The following is a 19989-nucleotide window of genomic DNA, read 5'->3' as shown; positions in this document are numbered from 1 at the left end:
CGGGACGATGCGCGTTCATCTTTACCTTCGTCACCGCGTAGGTCGGCGGGGGGTCCCATGATGGTGTCGGATAGCTTCCGCGTAGGGTCCTTTCATGATGAACGCGCCGAGTGTCCGGGGATTGCGACGCGTGGGTGTGATGGGTGGGACGTTCGACCCGATACACCACGGTCACCTGGTCGCCGCCAGCGAGGTGGCTCACCATTTCGATCTCGACGAAGTTGTCTTCGTGCCCACGGGCCGGCCTTACCAGAAGTCGGAGCGCGAGGTGTCCGCGCCCGAGGACCGCTATCTGATGACCGTGATCGCGACCGCGTCGAACCCCCGCTTCTCGGTGAGCCGGGTGGACGTCGACCGGCCCGGACCCACTTTTACCATCGACACTTTGCGTGATATTTCCGAAATATATGGACCACAGGCGCAGCTCTACTTCATCACCGGCGCCGACGCCCTCGGGGCGATCCTCACCTGGCAGGACGCCGAGGAGCTGTTCGAGCTCGCCCATTTCGTGGGATGTACGCGGCCTGGTCACACCCTGCACGATCCGGGCCTGCCGCCGGGAAAGGTGACCCTGCTCGAGATCCCCGCCCTGGCCATCTCCTCGTCGGAGTGCAGGCAGCGAGTGGAGAAGGGCGAGCCGATCTGGTACCTGGTGCCGGATGGAATTGTGCAGTACATCAACAAGCGCGGCCTTTATCATGCGGAGGGCTGAAGGTACTCGTGCCGTACGTGGGGCTCCAGAGCGCTAACGGGTACCCTCGACATAGGGGCATGTTGCCGACACAGGAGGACCGACCCGCATCGTGACCGCATCCGAAAGAGCCGTTCAGCTGGTCCAGATCGCCGCCGAGGCCGCGGCCGACAAGCTGGCAGATGACATCCTCGCCTACGACGTGAGCGAGCAGCTCGTCATCACCGACGCGTTTCTGCTCTGCTCCGCCACGAACGATCGCCAGGTCCGCGCCATCGTGGACGAGATAGAAGACAAGCTGCGCGCCGAGGCCGACGCCAAGCCGGTACGCCGCGAGGGCGAGCGAGAGGGCCGCTGGGTGCTCCTCGACTACCTCGACATCGTCGTGCACGTGCAGCACGAGGAGGACCGCACCTTCTACGCGCTCGAGCGCCTCTGGAAGGACTGCCCGGCCATCCCTCTGCCGGAGAGCGTGGCGCAGGCCAACATCCAGCGGGCCCGCACTTGAGCAAGAGGATCGTCTGCCTCAGGCACGGCCAAACGCTCTGGAACGTCGAGCACCGCTTTCAAGGCCACTCCGACATCCCGCTCGACGAGACCGGCGTCGCCCAGGCGGCCCGGGCCGCGTCACTGCTGGCGTCGCTGCGGCCCACGGCCATCGTCTCCTCCGACCTCCAGCGGGCCAACGACACCGCGCTCGCGCTCGGCCGGATCGTCGGCCTCGACGTCTCCGTCGACAAGGACTTCCGGGAGCGTGGCGGCGGCCAGTGGGAGGGCCTGACCCGCGACGAGATCGCCGCGCGCTGGCCGGAGGAGTACGTGGCCTGGGAGGCACCCGACGGCGAGCCGGTCGGCGAGGTGGCCCGCCGGGTGGCCGTCGCCATGCGCCGCTGGGCGGAGCGGCTCGACCACGACGGTCTGCTGGTGGTGGCCTCGCACGGCGCGGCGCTGCGGCTGGGCATCTGCGAGATGCTGGGGCTGCCCGAGGAGCTCTGGCCCGCGCTGGGCGGGCTCGGCAACTGTTCCTGGTCGGTGCTGCAGGAAGGGCGTAAGGGGTGGCGGCTGCTCGAGCACAACGCGGGCACGCTGCCCGAGCCCGTCAACAGCGACGACCGGCCTGACGCCTAGCCTCTCCTCGCCGCGCGTCGAACGTCGTGTGGCGGGTTTCGGCTGCCCTAGGTCTGTGGGGTGTACGGCGTACGCGTGCCATAGGGCGGTGCTGATCTTTCGCGGAATACCAGGATTTATCGCTCTAGTGCGGGCGGCGGAGACGATGTGGTGTTATGTCGTTCGGTGCACTAGAGCGATGAGGAGATTGCGCGGTGGATCGAGGTGAGGTGCCCTACCTCCGGATCGTCCGCGAGCTGCGGCGGCGGATCGCCGCTGAGGAGCTGGTGGCGGGGGACCGGATCCCGTCCACGCGGCAGATCATGCGGGACTGGGGCGTGGCGATGGCCACGGCCACCAAGGTGATCGGCGCGCTCCGGGACGAAGGGCTGGTACGTCCGGTGCCGGGGATCGGCACGGTCGTGGTCGAGCATGCCGACCACTTGCAAGATTCGGATGGATTGCCCCGGATTGATCGACTGGCCGACGGCGGCCGTGGCGGGACGCTGGAATTCGCCCGCCGGCCCGTACCGGACCTGACCAAGCAGCGCATCCTCCGCACGGCCATCAAGATTGCCGACAGCGAGGGGCTGGCCGCCGTCACCATGCGCCGCATCGCCATAGAGCTCGGCGCTTCGGCCATGTCCCTTTACCGGCACGTACGCAACAAGGTCGAGCTCGTCCACCTGATGGCCGACGCCGCCTACGGCGAGCTACCGCTGCCCGCGCAGCCGCCGTCCGGCTGGCGCGCCCAGCTGGAGGTGTCGCTGCGGCTGCAATGGCGCCTCTACCGCCGCCACCCCTGGCTGTCCCAGGCCATCCCGCTCACCAGGCCCGAGTTCGTCCGCAACGGAATGGCGCACACCGAATGGGTGCTGCGGGCCATCGACGGCCTCGGTCTCACCCCGAACGCCATGCTGCACGCCAGCGTGTCCCTGGCCGGGTTCGTCCGCGGGGTCGCGGCGAGCCTGGAGGCCGAGGTCCAGGAGCGGGCGGAGAGTGACGACGAGTGGGCGCGGGCCAGGGAGGGGCAACTGGCCGAGGTGCTGTCCTCCGGCGGCTTCCCGACGATGGCCAGGGTCATCGTGCAGCCCGGACTCGACCTCGACCTGGACTCGCTCTTCGAGTTCGGGCTGCGGCGCCAGCTGGACGGGCTGGCCGTTCTGGTGGCCGGGGTGGCGCACGGACGCCACGATTAGGCGAATCCCAAGGATGCCTATATGCTCTCGGAGCGCCGCAACGAGTGAACTCGTAGCGGTGACCAGGGGCTATAGCGCAGCTGGTAGCGCACCTCCATGGCATGGAGGGGGTCTGGGGTTCGAATCCCCATAGCTCCACGTCGGATGGGGGTGGCTTGGTCGCATGTCCCCCTTCGGGGGGCATGCTCCCCGAGCATCCTCCTTAGTTACATCGGGGGATAACCCCCGAACCCCCAGCGTCGGGCCAATGGGCCTCGCTTTGCGAGGGCTGTTTTCTGCCAGTCGGGCCAATGGCCCGACCCCCTGTAGGGCCTCGCTTCGCTCGGGCGTTTTTTCTTTTTTTGGGTGCGGGCTTCGCCCGCTTTTTCCCTGTTGGTCATTCGGGCTGATTTAAGCGTGCTTGTCATTTCGACGTTGGATGGCGAATTCGCCGGAGGTCTGGGCTCGGTTAATGGGGCGCTTTGGTTTTCGGGGATTTTTCTCGTTATCAGTGGCGACACGCCCATTTCATAAGAGCTGCTGTCATATCAGTGCGCGCATTAGGAGCGCCAGGTCCGGCCCGTAGCATGCGTCACGAGTGGATGATCACTGCGGATTTCGCCGTCTTGACCTGGGGTGCACGTGTCGGACCACAAGAAGAGAGCTGCTGTCGGGCGACGGCTGTCCAGGGCCGGGCTGGTCCTTGCCATGACAGCCGGCCTGGTGTGCGCGTTGGGGAGTGGATCGGGTGCCGGGGTCGGCTCGGGTGCGCTGGCACCGGTCGTCGCGGTGTCTCCGGCCGGTGGCGCGGCCCCCGCAGGTCCGGATGGTGCAGGTCCGGCCGACGGTGCGGCCGCCAAAAATCCGGCCGGCGGTGTGGTCTCCAAGGGGCCGGGGTGCTCGACGAGGTCCTCGTGTTCATCGCGCCCGTCCTGCTCGGCGACGGGGTCCGGCTGTTCGACCGGCCGGGCGGGACCAACGTCAAGCTCGAACGCCTCAGCCTGGCCGGCGCGCCGCAGTCGACGAACCTCTGGTTCCGTGTCGCCGGGTGAGGGAGGGGTTGTTGACGGCAGTTGGTTTAGTGATAAAACAAACTAAAGGCCGTCGGTGGCAGGGGGATCGTGGTGCGAACCCGTCGTCTCAGCGCAGCGTTCCTGGCGATCCTGCTGGCCGTCCTCACCCTGGGCGGGCCACCCGCGAGCGCCGCCCGGAGCCGGGCGCACGAGGTCACCTACGACCGCTACTCGCTGAAGATCGACGGGCGGCGGGTGGTGGTCCAGGCGGCGGAGTTCCATTACTTCCGGCTGCCGAGCCCGGCTCTGTGGCGGGACGTGCTGGAGAAGTTCAAGGCCGGCGGGTTCAACGCGGTCTCGCTCTACTTCGACTGGGCCTACCACTCGCCCAAGCCGGGCGTGTACGACTTCACCGGCGTACGTGACGTCGACCGGCTGCTGCGGGAGGCCGAACGGGCCGGTCTGTACGTCATCGCGCGCCCCGGACCGTACATCAACGCCGAGACCACGGGCGGCGGCTTCCCCGCCTGGCTGAAGACGGTCGAGGGCCGGGGCCGGTCCAGCGATCCCGGCTACACCGCCGCGTACCGGGACTGGCTCGGCCACATCGACCCGATCATCGCCCGGCACCAGATCACCCGCGGCGGCTCGGTGATCGTCTACCAGGCGGAGAACGAGTACGCCGTCAACACCGACCGGCAGTACATGGCGGACATCCAGTCGAAGGCCCGCGCGGACGGGATCGACGTGCCGATCAGCCACAACCAGTGCTGCGACAACGCGTCCTGGACCACCGACTGGTCCTCGGGCCTGGGGGCCGTCCAGCTTCCCGGCGTGGACGACTACCCGCAGTCCTTCGACTGCGCCAACCCGGCCACCACCTGGGGTCCGTGGGGTGAGGGCGTCACCGAGCGGGCGAGCCAGGGGAGCCCGGTGTTCGCCGCCGAGTACCAGGCCGGCGCCATCGACACGCTCAACGCCGGGTACGCGGGATGCAGGGAGCTGACCGGGCCCGCCTACATGCGGTTCTTCTACAAGAACAACCTGATCACCGGCGGCGCGACGATGTTCAGCTACTACATGGGCTACGGCGGCACCAACTGGGGCTGGCTCGCCCAGCCCAACGACGCCTACACCTCCTACGACTACGGCGCGGCGATCACCGAGACCCGGCAGCTGACGGACAAGTACGACGAGTTCAAGCGGCAGGGCTACTTCCTGCGGGCCGTCACCCCGATCGCCCAGACCGACCCCGTCACCGGCCCTGCCTCCGACAACCCGGCGGTGACCACGGTGACCCGCGCCAATCCCGGGACCGGCACCCAGTTCGTGCTCGTGCGGCACGCCAACCGCGCCGCCGGCTCCACCGACGCGGCCACGCTTGCCTGGACCACGCCCGACGGCGGCTATTCCGTGCCCGTCCAGGTGCGCGGGCGCGAGGCGAAGGTCCTGGTCGCCGGGTACGACCTCGGCGGGCAGCGGCTCGTCTACTCCACCTCCGAGATCATGACCCACCTGACCACGGGCGGCCGGGACCTCGCCGTGCTGTACGGGAGCGACGGGTCCGCGGGCCGGACCGTGCTGCGTTACTCTTCCGCTCCCGTGGTCAAGGTCCTCGACGGTTCGATCACCTCGGCCTACGCCTCGGGCGATCTCACCCTGAACTACACGCACACCGGCCTGGCCCGGGTGCTGATCACCGGTGGCGGCCGGCGTCCGCTGCTGCTCCTGCTCGGTACCGAGGCGCGGGCGGCGACGTTCTGGCAGGCCGGCTCGGTCCTCGTGCGCGGCACCTCGCTGCTGCGGTCGGCGGACGTGCGCGGGGACACCGTCAGCCTGCGCGCCGACAGCGCGCGGGCCGGTGACGTCGAGGTGTTCGGCACCGCTCGCGCTCTCGTCGTCAACGGCGAGAAGGTGGCGGCCACCAGCACGCCCAGTGGCTCCCTGCTGGGGTCCCTGCCCGGCCCCCGACCGGTTCGCCTGCCCGCGCTGACCCGCTGGCGGACCATGGCGGAGGCGCCCGAGGCGGTGCCCGGCTTCGACGACTCCACCTGGACCGTGGCCGACCACACCACCACCGCGATCCCGTACGCGCCGAAGACCCAGCCCGTCCTGTTCGCCGAGGAGTACGGGTTCGACTACGGGAACGTCTGGTACCGGGGCAGGTTCACCGCCACCGGCACGGAGACCCAGGTGGCGCTCAACGCGATCACCGGCCGGCGCGGGACGTACCTGGCCTGGCTGAACGGTCACTACCTGGGCTCGGCCGCCGGGGGCACCCAGGCGGACTCTGACACCCGCAACCCAGATCCCGGCCCCGGGAACTTCGCCATCCCCGCAGGGCTCCTCAAGTCGGGCGAGCAGGCCGTCCTGGCGGTCCTCGTGCAGAACATGGGCCACAACGACGACTGGACCGCCGACGACAACCGGTTCAAGCAGCCGCGCGGCCTGTTCGGCGCGGCCGTCAGCGGGTCTTCGGCAGCGATCTCCTGGAAGATCCAGGGTGCCCGGGGCGGCCGTGAACTGGTCGATCCCGCACGCGGTCCGCTCAACACCGGCGGCCTGTACGGCGAGCGGGCCGGCTGGCACCTGCCCGGATACCGGGACGGCTCATGGCAGGAGACGTCCACGCCGTCCGCCCAGACCCCTGGTGTGCGGTGGTATCGGACCACGTTCGGGCTGAACCTGCCCGGCGACCAGGACACGCCCATCGCCCTGCGGTTCGGTGGCGAGCTTCCGGTCGGTGCACGGGTGCTGGTGTTCCTGAACGGCTGGAACCTCGGCCAGTACTCCGGCGATCTCGGCCCGCAGCGGGACTTCTCCCTGCCCGAGGGCGTACTGGATCCCCTGGGCGACAACACGCTCGCGCTCGCGGTCACGACGGCCACCGGCACCGCCCTGGGCCCGGTGAGCCTGGTCACGGCGGGCAACGTCCGAGGTGGCGCCCGCAAGTGAAAGAAAGTTTTTAGCGGGATGGTGTCAGGGAAAATTTCTTCCTGACGCATATTGACCTGGTCCGTGATCACTGGCAACTCTGGTACAGGAGAGCCCAGGGTGAAAGGACCCCCCTCGATGGTCACAGTTCGCGCGTTCGCCTCGGGGGATGAGACCTCCCTGATCGACGCCTGGAACCGGAGCATGCCAGGCGATCCGACCACCTCCGGCTGGTTCCGCGACTGCGTGCTGCTCGACCCGAACTTCGACCCCGAGGGGCTCCGGGTCGCCGTGATCGACGGACGGGTGGCCGGCTGCGCGTACGCCGTGCGCCGGCTCACCCCGCTCGCCCCGGGCACCGACCTGGAGCCGGAGACGGGCTGGATCCCGTTCTTCTTCGTCGCGCCCGAGCAGCGGAGGACCGGGCTCGGGCGGCGGTTGCTCAGTGAGGCGATCGCCTTCCTTGAGGCCCAGGGCAGGATCAGGATCGACTTCTCCTCCTACACGCCCAACTACGTGCTGCCGGGAGCCGATGCCGAGCTCTACCCCGACGGGTTCCGGCTGCTGAGCGGGCTGGGGTTCGAGACGCTCTACTCGCCGGTCGCGATGGACCGCACCCTGGTCGGTTACGCGATGCCGGACGAGGTGCGCGCGCTGCTGGCCAAGCGTGAGGGCGAGGGGTACGAGTTCCGCAGCCCGTACGAGGGGGAATTGCCGGAGCTCATCCGTTTCGCGGCCGGTGTCTTCAACCCGGACTGGGGCGAGGCGATCAGGCAGCACCGCGACACCAAACGCATGATCATCGCGAAGAACAAGGGGATGGTTGGGTTCGCGTTATACGGGGCCTACCGGGGGATTCCTGGGCGGTTCGGGCCGTTCGGGGTTGATCCGGAGGAGCGGGGCACCGGGCTCGGCAAGATCCTCCTCCACCTGACCATGACCATGATGCGGGCCGAAGCCCTGCACAGCTCCTGGTTCCTGTGGACCGGCGAGACCAGCCCGGCCGGCCACCTCTACACCAGGGCCGGTTACCAGGTCACCAGGCGCTTCCACGTGATGAGGCGGTCGGCGTGACCATCGGCGGCCACGCGGGCGAGGGGCGCTGGACGCACTGCCGGCAGGCTCAGCCGTAGCGGCGGGTCAGTTCTCCGGCCGTCGCGGCGATGCGCTCGCGGAGCTCGGCGGGGGCGAGGACCTCGACGTCCGTGCCGAGCCGGAGGAACTCGCCCGTCGCGTGGTCGATCGACTCGATCGGGACCGTCACCCGAGTCCAGCCCTCGCCGTCGGGCGGCTGCGCGGTCTCCTTCGCCGCCGCCACCACGCCGGGCGTCATCAGGTTGGCCAGTAGCCGCATCCCCTGCGGCGACAGCCGGACCACCGCCTCGCCCCACCGCAGCCGGGCCTCGAACTCGGCCAGATACGCCTGCCAGTAGGCGGCCAGGTCGAAGTCGCCGGGCCGGGTGAAGCGCTCGGGCAGCGGGTGCAGGCTGAGGATCTGCGACACCCGGTAGGTGCGCACCTGGTCACCGGAGCGCGCCACCAGATACCAGAGCCCGGCCTTGACCACCAGCCCGTACGGCTCCAGCCGCCGCTCGACCTCCTGGGGCGCCTTCCAGCGGCGGTAGCTGACCTCCAGGACACGCTCGTTCCACACGGCGTCGGCCACGGCGGGCAGGTGTGTCACCGGCTGCGGGTCGCGGTACCAGGTCGGGGCGTCGAGGTGGAAGCGCTCCTGGACCCGCCCGGCCCGGTCACGCAGCTCGACCGGCAGCGCGGCCATCAGTTTGAGCTGCGCGGCCGTCACCACGGCGGCCAGCCCCAGCTCGGCAGCGGGGCCCGGCAGCCCGGCCAGGAACAGCGACTCGGCCTCGTCCGTGGTCAGCCCGGTGAGCCTGGTGCGGTAACCGTCGAGGAGTTGGTAGCCGCCCTTCGGCCCGGCGTCGCCGTAGAGCGGGATGCCCGCGGTGTGCAGCGACTCGACGTCGCGGTAGATCGTCCGCACCGAGACCTCGAGCCGGTCGGCCAGCTCCTGGGCCGTCATGCGCCCGCGCGTCTGCAGCAGCAGGAGGAGGGAGACCAGCCGGGAAGCACGCATTTCACTGACACTACCTGTCAGTGACCCAGGACTACGTTCGGCCGCATGAACGACTTCGACTTCTTGCCCGGCTCCTGGAACGTCGTCAACCGCAGACTCGTCAAGCCGCTGACCGGCAGCGACGAGTGGGACGAGTTCCCCGGCACCAGCGTGGCCAGCCGCCACTTCGACGGCGCGGCGAGCTTCGACGAGATCAAATGCCCGACCAGGGGCTTCACCGGGCTGACCATCCGGATCTTCAACCCCGCGACCGAGCAGTGGTCCATCTATTGGGCGAGCACCTCAAGGGGCTCGCTCGACCCGACGCCCATGGTCGGCCGCTTCGACGGTGACCGGGGCGAGTTCTACGGCGAAGAGCAGCACGAAGGCACGTCGGTACGCTGCCGGTTCATCTGGACCGTGCACGGCCCGGACGCCTGCCGGTGGGAGCAGGCGTTCTCGGCGGACGGCGAGCAGACCTGGGAGACGAACTGGACCATGGACTTCACGCGGGCGTGACGCTGTCCAGGACGTCGTCGAGGGCGCGGCGGGCGGCGTCGCCGTCGGGCACCGTACTGCCGTACACGTACGAGAGACCGCCGTCGCCGGTGTGCACCGCCACGATGCGGACATAAGCCGGATCCTTGGTGGCGCTCTTGAACACCACCCGGAACGACGCCGTGGCCGCCGGCCGGCCGCCGACCTCCAGCACCCGGGTACGCAGCCCGTCCCGGCTGCCCAGGTCGGGCAGGAGCCGCCGGGCCGTGTCCAGCGCCACGGCGTCGGCCCTGGCCTGCAACTGCTCAGAGGTGGCGGCGGCGCCGCCGATGCCGCCCTGCTGCTGCGGGAAGGCGACCACGACCGCGCCGCCCGCCGAGATGCCCGAGGTGTACGACGGCCGGTCGGCCTTCTTCCAGCCCGCCGGGATCAGGTAGGACACCTGCGCCTTGGTGTCGGTGATCCGCGCCGGCTCCTGCGAGCCCGGTTTGGCGGGCGGCTCGGCGGTGCTCCTGCCCCATAAGAGGGCTGCCACGGCCACCGCGGCCACCAGGATCGCGATCCCGCCGACCACGATCACCCACCACCAGCTCGACTTCGGTGGCTTGGCCTCGAACTGGGGGACGTCGGGGAGCATGTCGGGCGTGTACGGCAGGTGCTGGGTGTAGGGAGAGTGGGCGGGGTCGGGTTCCTGGGGTGGTGGCCCGGGTTGTGGCCAGCGGTGCCTGATGGTCCGGTTGGGGTCGGGGCCGGGTGGGTCCGGCGGCTCTTGAGTCATGATCAGCCCTGCGGGTTCTGCCAGCCCGGCCGCTCAGGGTCCTGCCAGCCCGGCTGCGGGGCCGGGGACGGCTGAGGCGGGGACTGCGGCTGCCACTCGGCCGGTGCCTGGGGTTGCGGCTGCTGCCAGCCGCCGTACTGCTGCTGGGCTTGCTGCCAGCCCGGTGCCTGCGGCTGCTGCGCCGGGGTGCGGCGGGCGACCACGGCCCAGATCAGCAACCCCACGCCCGCGGCGGTGAAGAGCATGCCGATCAGGTCGATCACGAACACCACCGGGCCGAACGCGTCCGCGCCGAGTGCCCCGACCAGGCTCGGTATCGCGAAGATGCGCACGATGCTGTACACCTCGCCGAGCAGGAGCACGACGCAGCCGAACAGCCCCAAGGTAGCCGCCCTGCCGTGCTCCGCCTTCGCCTTGACCATCAGCACGACGCCCACGACCAGCAGGGCCATCATCCCCAGCGCGAGGATGACGTACAACACACTCGAGAGTGCCATGTTCCCGTCTTTCAGCTCTGTCACGTAAGTTTCGGCTTTCGCGCAATATGTTCGAGACGCGACGTTACGTGGATTGGCGCGCGCTTTCCACTGCCTTGGTGATCGAGCGGAGATCCATGTCGCCTTGGTAGCGGACGCCGTTCAGGAACAGCGTGGGCGTTCCGCGGACGCCGCTCGCGCGGCCCGACTCCTCGTCCCGGGTGATCGGCGCCGCCTGCGCGGGTATGTCGGACCACGGCTCGACGTCCAGTTCGTCGGCGTAGCGGGCCAGGTCGGTGTCGGTCAGGAAGCGCTGGTTGTCGTAGAGGGTGTCGTGCATCTCCCAGAACCGGCCCTCCTTCGCCGCGGCCTCGGCGAGCAGCGCGGCGGGATACGCCCGAGGGTGGATGGTGCGGAGCGGGAAGTGCCGGAAGACCAGCCGCACGTCGCTGTTCTTCTGCAGTAGTTCGTCCAGGATCGGATGGAGACGTCCGCAGTAGGGGCACTCGAAGTCGCCGTACTCCACGATCGTCACCGGCGCGTCCGCCGGTCCCCGTACGTGGTCGTCCGGTCCCACGGGCTCGGTCAGCAACTCGGGCAGCTCCTCCTCGGGCTCGGCGTCGGGCGGCGCGCACACCCCGCCCCGGTCCCAGGCCAGCCGGAAGATCACCCCACCCAGCAGCGCCGCCAGCAGCGATCCGGCCAGAATGCCGATCTTCGCCTGGCTCTGCACCGCCGGGTCGTCGAAGGCCAGGTCCACGATGAACAGCGCCACCGTGAACCCGATGCCGGACACCGCCGCCCCGCCCAGCAACTGCCCCCATACGAGGTTTCCGGGCAGGATCCCCCAGCCGAACTTCAGCGGCAGCCAGGTGCCCAGCGAGATGCCGACGAACTTCCCCAGCAGCAGCCCGGCCGCCACCCCGAGCGTGATGGGCGACGTCATGGCCGTGCGCAGTGCTTCACCGTCGAACCGGACACCGGCGTTGGCCAGCGCGAAGATCGGCACGATCACGTAGCTGCTCCACGGGTGGAGCAGGAGCTGCAGCCGCTCGTTCACGGACACGGCGCGCCGCAGCGTGCGCGTCGCCTCCCTGGCCGCCTCCGCGCTCGGGTCGTTGGTGAACTCGTGCACGGCCTCGTCGGCGCGCAGCAACTTGGTGTCGGTGGGCGCGTACACGAACACCAGGATGCCCAGCGCGATGCCGATCAGCGTCGGATGCACGCCGCTCTCCAGCGTGGCCACCCACAGCGCGAACCCGAGCACGATGTACGCGGGCGGCCGCCAGATCCGCAGCCACCGCAACGTCATGATCGCCGCCAGCAGCGCCGCCGCGACCACCAGCGAGACGACGTCCAGGCTCTCGGTATAGAAGATCGCGATGATGATGATCGCCAGCACGTCGTCGACGATCGCCAGCGTCAGCAGGAACACCCGCAACGGCTCCGGGCAGCGCGCCCCCACGATGGCGAGCATGCCCAGCACGAACGCGGTGTCGGTGGCGATCGGCACTCCCCACCCACCGGCCCCGGGCCCACCCGCGTTCAGGGCCAGGTAGACACCGGCGGGCACCATCATCCCGCCCAGCGCGGCCACGGCCGGCACGCCGATCAGCCGCCGATCCCGCAACTGCCCGAGCCGGGCCTCGTACGAGATCTCCAGGCCGATGACGAAGAAGAAGACGGTCATGAGGCCGTCGTTGACCCAGTGGCGCAGGTCGAGGTCGAAGGAGGCGCTGCCGAACGACAGGCCCATGGTGGTGTGCCAGAAGGATTCGTAGGTGTCGCCCCAGGGCGAGTTGGCCCACAGCAGGGCGAGCAGGGTTGCCCCCAGCAGCACGCTGGTGCTGCCCGTCTCGGTCTTGAAGAATGCCCGCAACATGGTCCGACCCCCGAAGCCCGATCATAGGCTCCACGGCCTACTCGGGTCGCTATGGGGACAAACCGGACCGCTGATGGCCCCTGCCTCCGCCGCTCCACCGCGCTTCAGGCGGTGGAGCGGCGAGCCGTTGGTTCGAGCGCTTCCGGAGAGGGGCTGCTCGGGACGGGATCGCGCCGCTACCGGATGCTCATGAATTCGGGGTGGGTGTGGGGGTGGGGGTCGGGGTTTCCGAGACCGAGGTCGTCGGGTCGGGGGTCGGGGTTTCTGCCGGTGTCTCTGTCGGGGTCACGGTCTCTGTGGGGGTGGGGCAGACGGCCGGGGTTCGCCACTTCGGCTGGCCGGTCAACCACTGCTTCGGCGGCCACCAGTCGCGGTTGCGCCAGGACATTTTGGTGGGCCGCGACAGGTCGAAGACGTAAGCGGCCGTGGCCGCCGTCTCGCCGGTGCCGGCCGTGGGCGTGGGGGTGAGGGTTTCGGTGGGGGTGGGGGTGAGGGTTTCGGTGGGGGTGGGGGTGACGGATTCGGTGGGGGTGGGGGTGACGGATTCGGTAGGGGTAGTGGTGGCGGTTTCGGTGGGAGTAGTGGTGGGGGTTTCGGTGGCGGTGGGGGTCGGGGTTTCGGTGGGAGTCTCGGTGGGGGTGGTGGTTGTGGGGGCGGTTATGGTGGCGGTCACCGACACCCAGTCGCCTTCCTTGACCGCGCTGGTGCCGCGGCGGCCCGCGATCGTCCGGGTGGACTCGTCGATCGCGTACACCTTCTCGAAGCCGTCCTGGCCCTTCACGGTGATCGAGTCCTCAGCGACCGCGGTCGCCTGGCCGGTCTGGGCGAGCAGCGTGATGACGCCGCAGCCGTCCTTGGTCGCCACCGCGAACTCGCCGTGCATCGCGCCGACGAAGCCCCACGGGCTGATCGGCGGTAATGCGGGCGTGGTGGGTGACGGGGTCGGTGTCTCCGTGGGCGTCTCGGTGGGGGTCTCGCTGACCGTCGCCGTGGGAGTCGGCGATTCCGTCGGTGTCGTCGCCGTTCCCGACGCCGCCGCCGCGGACACTCCGATCCCGCCCGTCGCCACCAGCGCGATGGTCGCGGTGACGATCAGCGACCGTGGGACGCGCCTGCGTGGCTCGTCTGGTGCGATCGATAGTTCGTCGTTTGGTTGGTCAGAACTCGTTGGCGTCACTATGTCCTCCAGCTGAGTTGTTCCGATTCAATCCCGGCCGGTCTAAACCGGGAGTAAACCGGACGACTGCCGCATCCGAGGCTCGCTGCCCACCTGTACCGCTTGAAACCGGCTCTATTCGACTTAGCAGCGCTAAGCTGGCAGTCGATGGACAGCGACAAGCGGCCCCGGCTGAGCCGCGAGACGATGATCGAGACGGCGCTGCGGCTGCTCGACGAGGTCGGGCTGGAAGGGCTGACGGTGCGCCGGCTCGCCGCCGAGTTCGGCGTGCAGTCGCCGGCGCTCTACTGGCATATCCGCACCAAACAGCAGCTACTCGACGGGATGGCCGACGCGATCATCCTGGGCGCCGGGATGGGGCCGCCGCACGACGGCGAGTCCTGGCAGGAGTGGCTCGGCCGCCGCGCCCGCGCCTACCGCGACTCGCTGCTCGCCCACCGCGACGGTGCCCGGATCGTGTGCACCGCGGCTCAGCTCGGTCCGGCGACGGTCCGGATGTTCGACCAGGAGGTGGCCGGCATGGTGGGCCGCGGATTCACTCCGGTGCTGGCGCTGCGGACGATCACCAGCGTCGCCCACTATGTCAACGGGTTCGTCCTCCAGGTGCAGGGCGAGCGTTCTTCGGCTGCACCGGCGGACCTGCTCGCCGACCAGCTCGACGGCGGCACGTCGGCCCCGCTGATCGCGGCCCTGCTGGAGGGCGGCGACCCCCTCGGTGAGGAAGCCTTCGAACATGGGCTGGGCGTCCTCATCGACGGCACGGCCGCGGGCCTCCCTGACGCTGGAAGGCAATGAGCCCGGGCCCCGCGCGGCCCGGGCTCATTGGGTCATTACCGGGTGATCTTGACGTCGTCCACGCCCGCCTCGACCAGGCTCGCCCCTGACGCGTCGGCGGCCTCGATCAGGATGCGGACGCTCTGCCCGGCGAAGGCGGAGATGTCGGCGTTGGCCGTGCTCCAGGCTCCGTCACGGTTGCTCGCGGCCCCCAACTGCTGGAACACCGTGCTGGTAGTGCTCCCCACCACCCTGACGCGGAAGAAGTCGGCGGTGGAGGCGTTGCTGCCGTGCGCGAGATACCACGAGAGCGACAGCCTGAGCGTCCCGCCGGACGGCAAGGTGATCGCCGGCGACTGGATCGAGGTGGTGCCACCGTCAATGTCGAAGTCACCGGCGGCGGTGCCCGCGAGCCGGCCCGTCACCAGGTCGTTGGTGCCGCTCACCGTGGTGCCGAGCTGCTTGGCGCCGCTGGACGTCGTCGCCTCCGGGTCGCCGCGCTCCCACTGGCCGGTGGTGGCGGTGTCGGTGCCGCCGGCGTTGGTGACCCAGCCGGAGGCGGTCTCGAACGTGTCCGACCAGACGGTCGTGGGCGGTACGGCGGTGGCGATCGTCCAGACGGAGTACGCGATGGCGTCGGCGTTGCGGTCGAGCGCGGTGTCGTTGATGTTGGCGCTCGTGTCGCAGGAACGGTGGTAGCAGGCGTCGAACGCCTGGCCCGACGTACCGCCCCAGAGCTGCGCCTGCGCGCTCGACTTGATCCCCTCCGCGCCCGTGAACGTGCCGCCCGCCGCGATGCCGACGGCGATGAACGGGCCGTAGTCGGAGCGGCCGTCGAAGTCGGTGCCGCGGGTCGGGACGCCGATGGAGGAGAAGTACGCCGCCAGGGTCTGCTCCAGTTCCGCCGACCCGGCCGGGCCTGGCCCCGAGCCGACGCCGTCGGAGTTGTCGCCGTCGTAGAGGAAGTAGCCGGGGTTGGGGGAGCCGACCATGTCGAAGTTCAGGTACGCCTTGATCTTGGCGCGTTCGGTGGCGGGCAGGTTGTTCACGTAGAACTGTGAGCCGCGCAGGCCCAGCTCCTCGGCGCCCCACCAGGCGAAGCGCAGGTGCTTCGTGGGCTGCAGCGCCTGGCGTGAGACCTCCAGCGCCACCTCCAGGATCGACGCCGAGCCCGAGCCGTTGTCGTTGATGCCGGGGCCGGCGGTGACGCTGTCGAGGTGGGAGCCGGTCATGAGGATGTCGTTGGGGTCGCCGCCGGGCCAGTCGGCGATCACGTTGTAGCCGGTGGCGCCGTTGTAGGTGAAGGACTGCAGCGTCGTGGTGTACCCGGCGGCGTCGAGCTGGCCCTTGACGTAGTTGGCCGAGGCCAGGTAGCCGGGCCGGCCGTGCGCGCGGGTGCCGCCGTTGTTGGTGGCGATCGTCTGCAGCTGTGCCAGGTGGGCCTTGACGTTGGTGAGGGAGATGTTCGGCGGGGCGGCCGCGACGGCCGCTGACGCGGGCGCGCTGAGCGCCAGGGGTAAGGCCAGTGCGAGTGCGCCTAATGCTGCGAGGAGCTTCATCGGGTGCCTCCGTGGGGGGTGGACAGAGGGGAGATCGCTCGGTAGATCCCGGTCTGGGACGTTGGGCAAGCGCGGACAGCCCCGTAAACAGCCGCGCTGCCTGAACGTAACGAGCGGACCTCATCCTGAGAAGACCCATTTGTCACAACTGTCCAGCCACGCTCAATCCGAGCCTCAGGCCCGTACGGTGAGGACGGCGCGGGCCTGGCCGCCGTTCTGGCAGTAGACGACCACCGAGTACGTGCCTGCTCGGACGGCCTTGAACGACGGCGTCCAGGCGACGGTGGACGCCGGGGCGACCGCCCTGCGCGGGCTGAGGGCGCCGGAGGCCACGCCGCGGACCGTGGACCCGCCGCACACCGCCGTGACCGTCACCTGCCGGCCCACCCTGACCGAGGCGGGGCTGACTCCGGCGCCCGCGTTGATCGCCGACACGGCGATGCCACCGGGCTGCTGCGCCGGAGGGGCGCCGGTCGGGGCGGCCGTGGGCTTGGTCGTGGGCGTCGCGGTGGTGGTCGGCGCTGTGGTCGGGGGCGTCGTCGTCGGGGTGGTCGTGCCGCCGCCGAAGGTCACGTCCGAGCAGGAGTAGAACGCCTCGGGGCTGTCGCTGCGCTGCCAGATGGCGTAGATCAGATGGCGGCCCTGCTTGGCGGGGAGCTTGCCCTGGAGGGTGTAGGCGCCGTCCGTCAGAGCGGGGTCCCGCTGGGTGAGGAACGGCTTCGACTCCAGGTCCGACCACTTGAGCGGCTTCGAGGGGTCGTAGCCGTCCTTCGTGACGTACAGGTCGAAGGAGCCCTTGTGCGGAGCGGTGGCCCGGTAGCGGAAGGTGAACGACGCGCCGCTCGCCATGCCGGTGGCGGGCCAGTCGGCGCGCGCCTGGTCGAAGCCGCGGTACTTGTCGCGGCCCGCGCTGCACAGCTTGCCGTCCGGGATGATCTCGCGGTGCCTGCCCGCGGCGTTCGCCAGGTTGACCTCGTTCCAGTCGTAGAGCGGCTGGGTGCCGCCGATTTCCACGGCCTTCTTGCAGGCCGCGGACTTGGGGCTCTCCGGGTTCTCGCTGAAGCAGACCATGGTCCGGCTGGGCGGGTTGTTCATGGTGCCGTGGGCGTCGGCGGCGCCGGGCGCGACGGTCAGGACGAACAGCGTGGGCGCGGTCAGGACGGCGGCGGCGATGGCCTTGCGGTTGATCTGCATGTAGATCACGTTGAAGCATGAAAAAGGGTGAAAAATGCTCTTTAAACAGCTCTTAAGGTTGGCTTAGGCGGCTTTTCAGTACGGCGGATCCAGACCTGCACCTGGGCCCCGCCCAGCGACGAGCGGTCCAGCCGGAGCGACCCGCCGGACGACTCCGCCAGCCGGCGGGCGATGTCGAGGCCGAGCCCGGTCGAGCCCGCGCCGCTGGTGCCCCGCTCCAGCGCCGCCTCCGGATCGGCGATGCCGGGACCGGCGTCGGAGATCAGGATGCCGACCGTGTCCTTGCCCTCATGCAGGGACACGCTGAACGCGGTGCCCTCGGCGGTGTGCCGGAACACGTTGCCGAGCAGCGCGTCCACCGCCGCCGTCAGCTCGGCCGCGGGCACCGGCACCCGTACCGGCAGGGTCGCGCCGATGAGCTGCCACGGCCGCTGCTGGTCCTCCGCCAGCGCCGACCAGAACGTCAGCCGGTCACGCAGCACCTGTGCCGCGTCGCAGGCCCGGTCGGCGCGCGACGGCCGCCTGGCCGCGGAGATGATCGTGTCCACCTCGCCCTCCAGCCGGGCAAGCGCCTGCCTGCTCGGCTCGGCCTGCGTACCGAGCTGGTCGAGGCTGAGCCGGAGCGCGGTGAGCGGTGTACGCAGCCGGTGGGACAGGTCGGCGGCCAGCTCGCGTTCAGCGGCGAGCAGGTGCGTGACCCGGTTGGCCATCGCGTTGAACGCCGTGGCCGCCGCGACCAGCTCCGGCGGTCCCTCGGGATGGATGCGCTCGCTCAGGTCGCCCGCGCCCAGCGCGGTGGCCGCCGAGCCGAGCCGGCGGGCCGAGCGGACCACGCGGGCGCCCAGCCGGTCGCCGACCAGTACCGAGCCGAGCACGAGCACCACGGCCACGCCGGTCAGCACCGCCCAGGACGTGCCGACCCCACGGTTCAGGTCGTCGGCCGGCACGAACACCTCGATCACCGCGCCCCGGTCGCCGTCCAGCGCGACCGGCCGGAGCAGCACCTGGCCCGCCGGCAGCTCGACGGTGCCGGCCCTGGTCTGCGCCGCCGCCCGCGCCACGTCGGCGGCCGGGGCGCGGGACGTGCCCGCGGTCGGGCCGCCCTTGACATGGATGGCGAGCAGGCCGCGCCGGCCCGCGTCGGTGCGGGCCATCGCGTGGGCGAGGTCCTCCGTCCTGGTGGTCAGGGCCAGCACGGGGACCAGCGCCGACGCCTGGCGCTCCGCGCCGGCCACCGCCCTGCTCCGCGCGGTCTCCTTGACGATCAGGGCGAGCGGCACCAGGAAGGCCAGCACCACCATCGAGGTGACGGCGACCATCAGCACGGCCAGGGCCCGCCTCATCGGGGTGCGGACAGCATGACGCCGACACCTCGGACGGTATGCAGGTAGCGGGGGTTCGAGGCGCTTTCGCCGAGCTTGCGGCGCAACCACGACAGGTGCACGTCGATGGTCTGATCGTCCCCGTACGCCTGGTGCCAGACCTCGGTCAGCAGCTCCTTGCGGGTGACCACCCGGTCGGCCCGCATGGCGAGGTAGGCGAGGAGGTCGAACTCGCGCCTGGTCAGCGTGAGCGGCCCGCCGTCCAGCTCCGCCGCCCGCCGGTTGGCGTCGACGACCAGCCCGCCCACGCGCAGCACCTGCGGCGGTGGCGCGGACCTGGCCCGGCGCAGCACGGCGTCCAGCCGGGCGCCCAGGTGCCCGCCGGAGAACGGCTTGACCAGGTAGTCGTCGGCGCCCGCTTCCAGCAGCCGGACGATCTCGGTCTCGTCGTCGCGGGCCGTGGCCACGATGACCGGTACGTCGGAGATGCCGCGCACCATCTTCAGCGCCTCCGAACCGTCGAGGTCGGGCAGGCCGAGGTCGAGGATGACGGCGTCCGGCGGGTGCTGCGAGATCTCCCGCAGCGCGTCCAGGGCGCAGCCCGCGCTGCGCACCACGTGCTGCCGGCCGGCCAGCTCGCGGATGATCGCCGATCGGACGAATTCATCATCTTCGACTACAAGAACCGTCGCCATTCACCCCACCCGTACATAATCCTTGTCATGCGTCGCGCCTTTAGATACGTCGTGATCTGGTGTGGAGCCACCTTGGTCGCGATCTCAGTGTCGTGGTTCGGGGTGCGCGGCGTCTTGCGTACCGAGTTCGTGGACGATGTCCAAGTTGAGCCGTTTGTGGCGCAGGCGGTCTCGGACGGCGACCGTACTCCCTCGTCAACGCCCACACCCACCGAAACGCCCACCCCAACCCCCACGCGCACCAAGACGCCCACCTCCACCCTGACCAGCACCAAGTCGCCCACCCCAACCCCAACCCCAACCCGCACCAAGCCCGCGGTGCGGAACACGCCGGCGCCCGCACCCACGAGGACTCCGAAGAACCTGCGGGTGGTGTCGGTGAAGGGCGGGGAGGTGGCGTTCACGCTGGGCCCCGAGGGCTGCCGGCTGGTGTCGGCCACGCCCAGGGGCGGCTACACGGCCAAGGTCGCCAGGAACACCGGCTGGATCAGGGTGGACCTGGTCAAGGGCGAGCACGGCTCGGGCGTGTGGTGCATCAGTGGCGAGCAGCGTACGGACACCTGGGAGTACTGACGCTCGCTACTGCGGACGGCGTAGCCGAGCCATCGACCTGGGGCCGATTCCGGTCACCGCGCGA

The 19989-nt window shown here is 70.0% G+C and carries 19 protein-coding genes and 1 tRNA gene; 11 read left to right on the top strand and 9 right to left on the bottom strand.

Going from position 1 to position 19989, the window contains the following annotated elements; genetic code table 11:
• The first annotated feature begins 94 nt into the window (after positions 1–94).
• The 8 genes from nadD to ACGFNP_RS27385 all read left to right on the top strand — a co-directional run bounded on the left by nadD (position 95) and on the right by ACGFNP_RS27385 (position 7997).
• Positions 95–712, top strand: coding sequence for a nicotinate-nucleotide adenylyltransferase (gene nadD, locus ACGFNP_RS27420; RefSeq protein WP_358331412.1), 618 nt, complete (start codon positions 95–97; stop codon positions 710–712).
• Positions 713–803: 91 nt separating this feature from the next.
• Positions 804–1199: a ribosome silencing factor gene (gene rsfS / locus ACGFNP_RS27415; protein ID WP_358331409.1), complete on the top strand. Its 396-nt coding sequence runs from the start codon at positions 804–806 to the stop codon at positions 1197–1199.
• Entirely contained in the window at positions 1196–1819 is a 624-nt protein-coding gene (locus ACGFNP_RS27410) for a histidine phosphatase family protein (protein WP_393323596.1), read from the top strand. The genes rsfS and ACGFNP_RS27410 overlap by 4 nt, the downstream gene beginning before the upstream one ends.
• A gap of 194 nt (positions 1820–2013) precedes the next feature.
• On the top strand, positions 2014–2997 hold the full coding sequence (locus tag ACGFNP_RS27405; protein ID WP_393323593.1) for a TetR/AcrR family transcriptional regulator C-terminal domain-containing protein: 984 nt from the start codon (positions 2014–2016) through the stop codon (positions 2995–2997).
• 65 nt (positions 2998–3062) lie between these two features.
• A tRNA-Ala gene (locus tag ACGFNP_RS27400) sits at positions 3063–3135 on the top strand.
• A gap of 737 nt (positions 3136–3872) precedes the next feature.
• The gene (locus ACGFNP_RS27395; RefSeq protein ID WP_358331400.1) at positions 3873–4028 is read left to right on the top strand and encodes a hypothetical protein; all 156 of its coding nucleotides are present in this window, start codon (positions 3873–3875) and stop codon (positions 4026–4028) included.
• Between the two features lie 72 nt (positions 4029–4100).
• Positions 4101–6944 (top strand): beta-galactosidase, encoded by a 2844-nt coding sequence (locus ACGFNP_RS27390; protein ID WP_393323589.1) that lies wholly within the window; start codon positions 4101–4103, stop codon positions 6942–6944.
• Positions 6945–7061: 117 nt separating this feature from the next.
• Positions 7062–7997, top strand: coding sequence for a GNAT family N-acetyltransferase (locus tag ACGFNP_RS27385; RefSeq protein ID WP_393323586.1), 936 nt, complete (start codon positions 7062–7064; stop codon positions 7995–7997).
• Positions 7998–8046: 49 nt separating this feature from the next.
• Here the strand turns inward: ACGFNP_RS27385 and ACGFNP_RS27380 are convergent, their stop codons facing one another.
• Positions 8047–9018, bottom strand: a complete 972-nt coding sequence (locus ACGFNP_RS27380) for a helix-turn-helix transcriptional regulator (RefSeq protein WP_393323583.1) — start codon at positions 9016–9018, stop codon at positions 8047–8049.
• A 45-nt stretch (positions 9019–9063) separates the two neighbouring features.
• Here ACGFNP_RS27380 and ACGFNP_RS27375 point away from each other — a divergent pair, with 45 nt between their 5' ends.
• The gene (locus tag ACGFNP_RS27375; protein ID WP_358331388.1) at positions 9064–9516 is read left to right on the top strand and encodes a hypothetical protein; all 453 of its coding nucleotides are present in this window, start codon (positions 9064–9066) and stop codon (positions 9514–9516) included.
• Here ACGFNP_RS27375 and ACGFNP_RS27370 read toward each other — a convergent pair.
• The 4 genes from ACGFNP_RS27370 to ACGFNP_RS27355 form a co-directional block, all read right to left on the bottom strand.
• Positions 9503–10273 (bottom strand): hypothetical protein, encoded by a 771-nt coding sequence (locus ACGFNP_RS27370; protein WP_393323580.1) that lies wholly within the window; start codon positions 10271–10273, stop codon positions 9503–9505. The genes ACGFNP_RS27375 and ACGFNP_RS27370 overlap by 14 nt on opposite strands.
• A 2-nt stretch (positions 10274–10275) precedes the next feature.
• A complete protein-coding gene (locus ACGFNP_RS27365; protein ID WP_358331382.1) occupies positions 10276–10770 on the bottom strand; it encodes a hypothetical protein in 495 nt (164 codons plus the stop codon).
• 64 nt (positions 10771–10834) lie between these two features.
• Positions 10835–12631: a Na+/H+ antiporter NhaA gene (gene nhaA, locus ACGFNP_RS27360; RefSeq protein ID WP_393323576.1), complete on the bottom strand. Its 1797-nt coding sequence runs from the start codon at positions 12629–12631 to the stop codon at positions 10835–10837.
• A 187-nt stretch (positions 12632–12818) separates the two neighbouring features.
• Entirely contained in the window at positions 12819–13700 is an 882-nt protein-coding gene (locus ACGFNP_RS27355) for a hypothetical protein (RefSeq protein WP_393323573.1), read from the bottom strand.
• 255 nt (positions 13701–13955) lie between these two features.
• On the opposite strand from ACGFNP_RS27355, the gene ACGFNP_RS27350 reads away from it, so the two are divergent.
• Complete coding sequence (locus ACGFNP_RS27350) at positions 13956–14603, top strand: TetR/AcrR family transcriptional regulator C-terminal domain-containing protein (protein WP_358331374.1); 648 nt, start codon at positions 13956–13958, stop codon at positions 14601–14603.
• 35 nt (positions 14604–14638) lie between these two features.
• On the opposite strand, the gene ACGFNP_RS27345 is transcribed toward ACGFNP_RS27350, so the two are convergent.
• The 4 genes from ACGFNP_RS27345 to ACGFNP_RS27330 all read right to left on the bottom strand — a co-directional run bounded on the left by ACGFNP_RS27345 (position 14639) and on the right by ACGFNP_RS27330 (position 19352).
• Positions 14639–16141: a M28 family peptidase gene (locus ACGFNP_RS27345; RefSeq protein WP_358331371.1), complete on the bottom strand. Its 1503-nt coding sequence runs from the start codon at positions 16139–16141 to the stop codon at positions 14639–14641.
• Between the two features lie 174 nt (positions 16142–16315).
• Positions 16316–17335 (bottom strand): lytic polysaccharide monooxygenase, encoded by a 1020-nt coding sequence (locus ACGFNP_RS27340; protein WP_358331474.1) that lies wholly within the window; start codon positions 17333–17335, stop codon positions 16316–16318.
• A gap of 41 nt (positions 17336–17376) precedes the next feature.
• The gene (locus tag ACGFNP_RS27335) at positions 17377–18678 is read right to left on the bottom strand and encodes a sensor histidine kinase (RefSeq protein ID WP_393323568.1); all 1302 of its coding nucleotides are present in this window, start codon (positions 18676–18678) and stop codon (positions 17377–17379) included.
• On the bottom strand, positions 18675–19352 hold the full coding sequence (locus ACGFNP_RS27330) for a response regulator transcription factor (RefSeq protein WP_393323565.1): 678 nt from the start codon (positions 19350–19352) through the stop codon (positions 18675–18677). The genes ACGFNP_RS27335 and ACGFNP_RS27330 overlap by 4 nt, the downstream gene beginning before the upstream one ends.
• Positions 19353–19424: 72 nt before the next feature.
• Here ACGFNP_RS27330 and ACGFNP_RS27325 point away from each other — a divergent pair, with 72 nt between their 5' ends.
• A complete protein-coding gene (locus ACGFNP_RS27325; protein WP_393323562.1) occupies positions 19425–19925 on the top strand; it encodes a hypothetical protein in 501 nt (166 codons plus the stop codon).
• Positions 19926–19989: the final 64 nt, after the last annotated feature.

Source organism: Nonomuraea sp. NPDC049269 (assembly GCF_043197155.1).
In the GTDB taxonomy this organism is placed as follows: domain Bacteria; phylum Actinomycetota; class Actinomycetes; order Streptosporangiales; family Streptosporangiaceae; genus Nonomuraea.
Note: the sequence above shows the minus strand (reverse complement) of the source record. Positions and strands in the feature narration are given on the sequence as shown.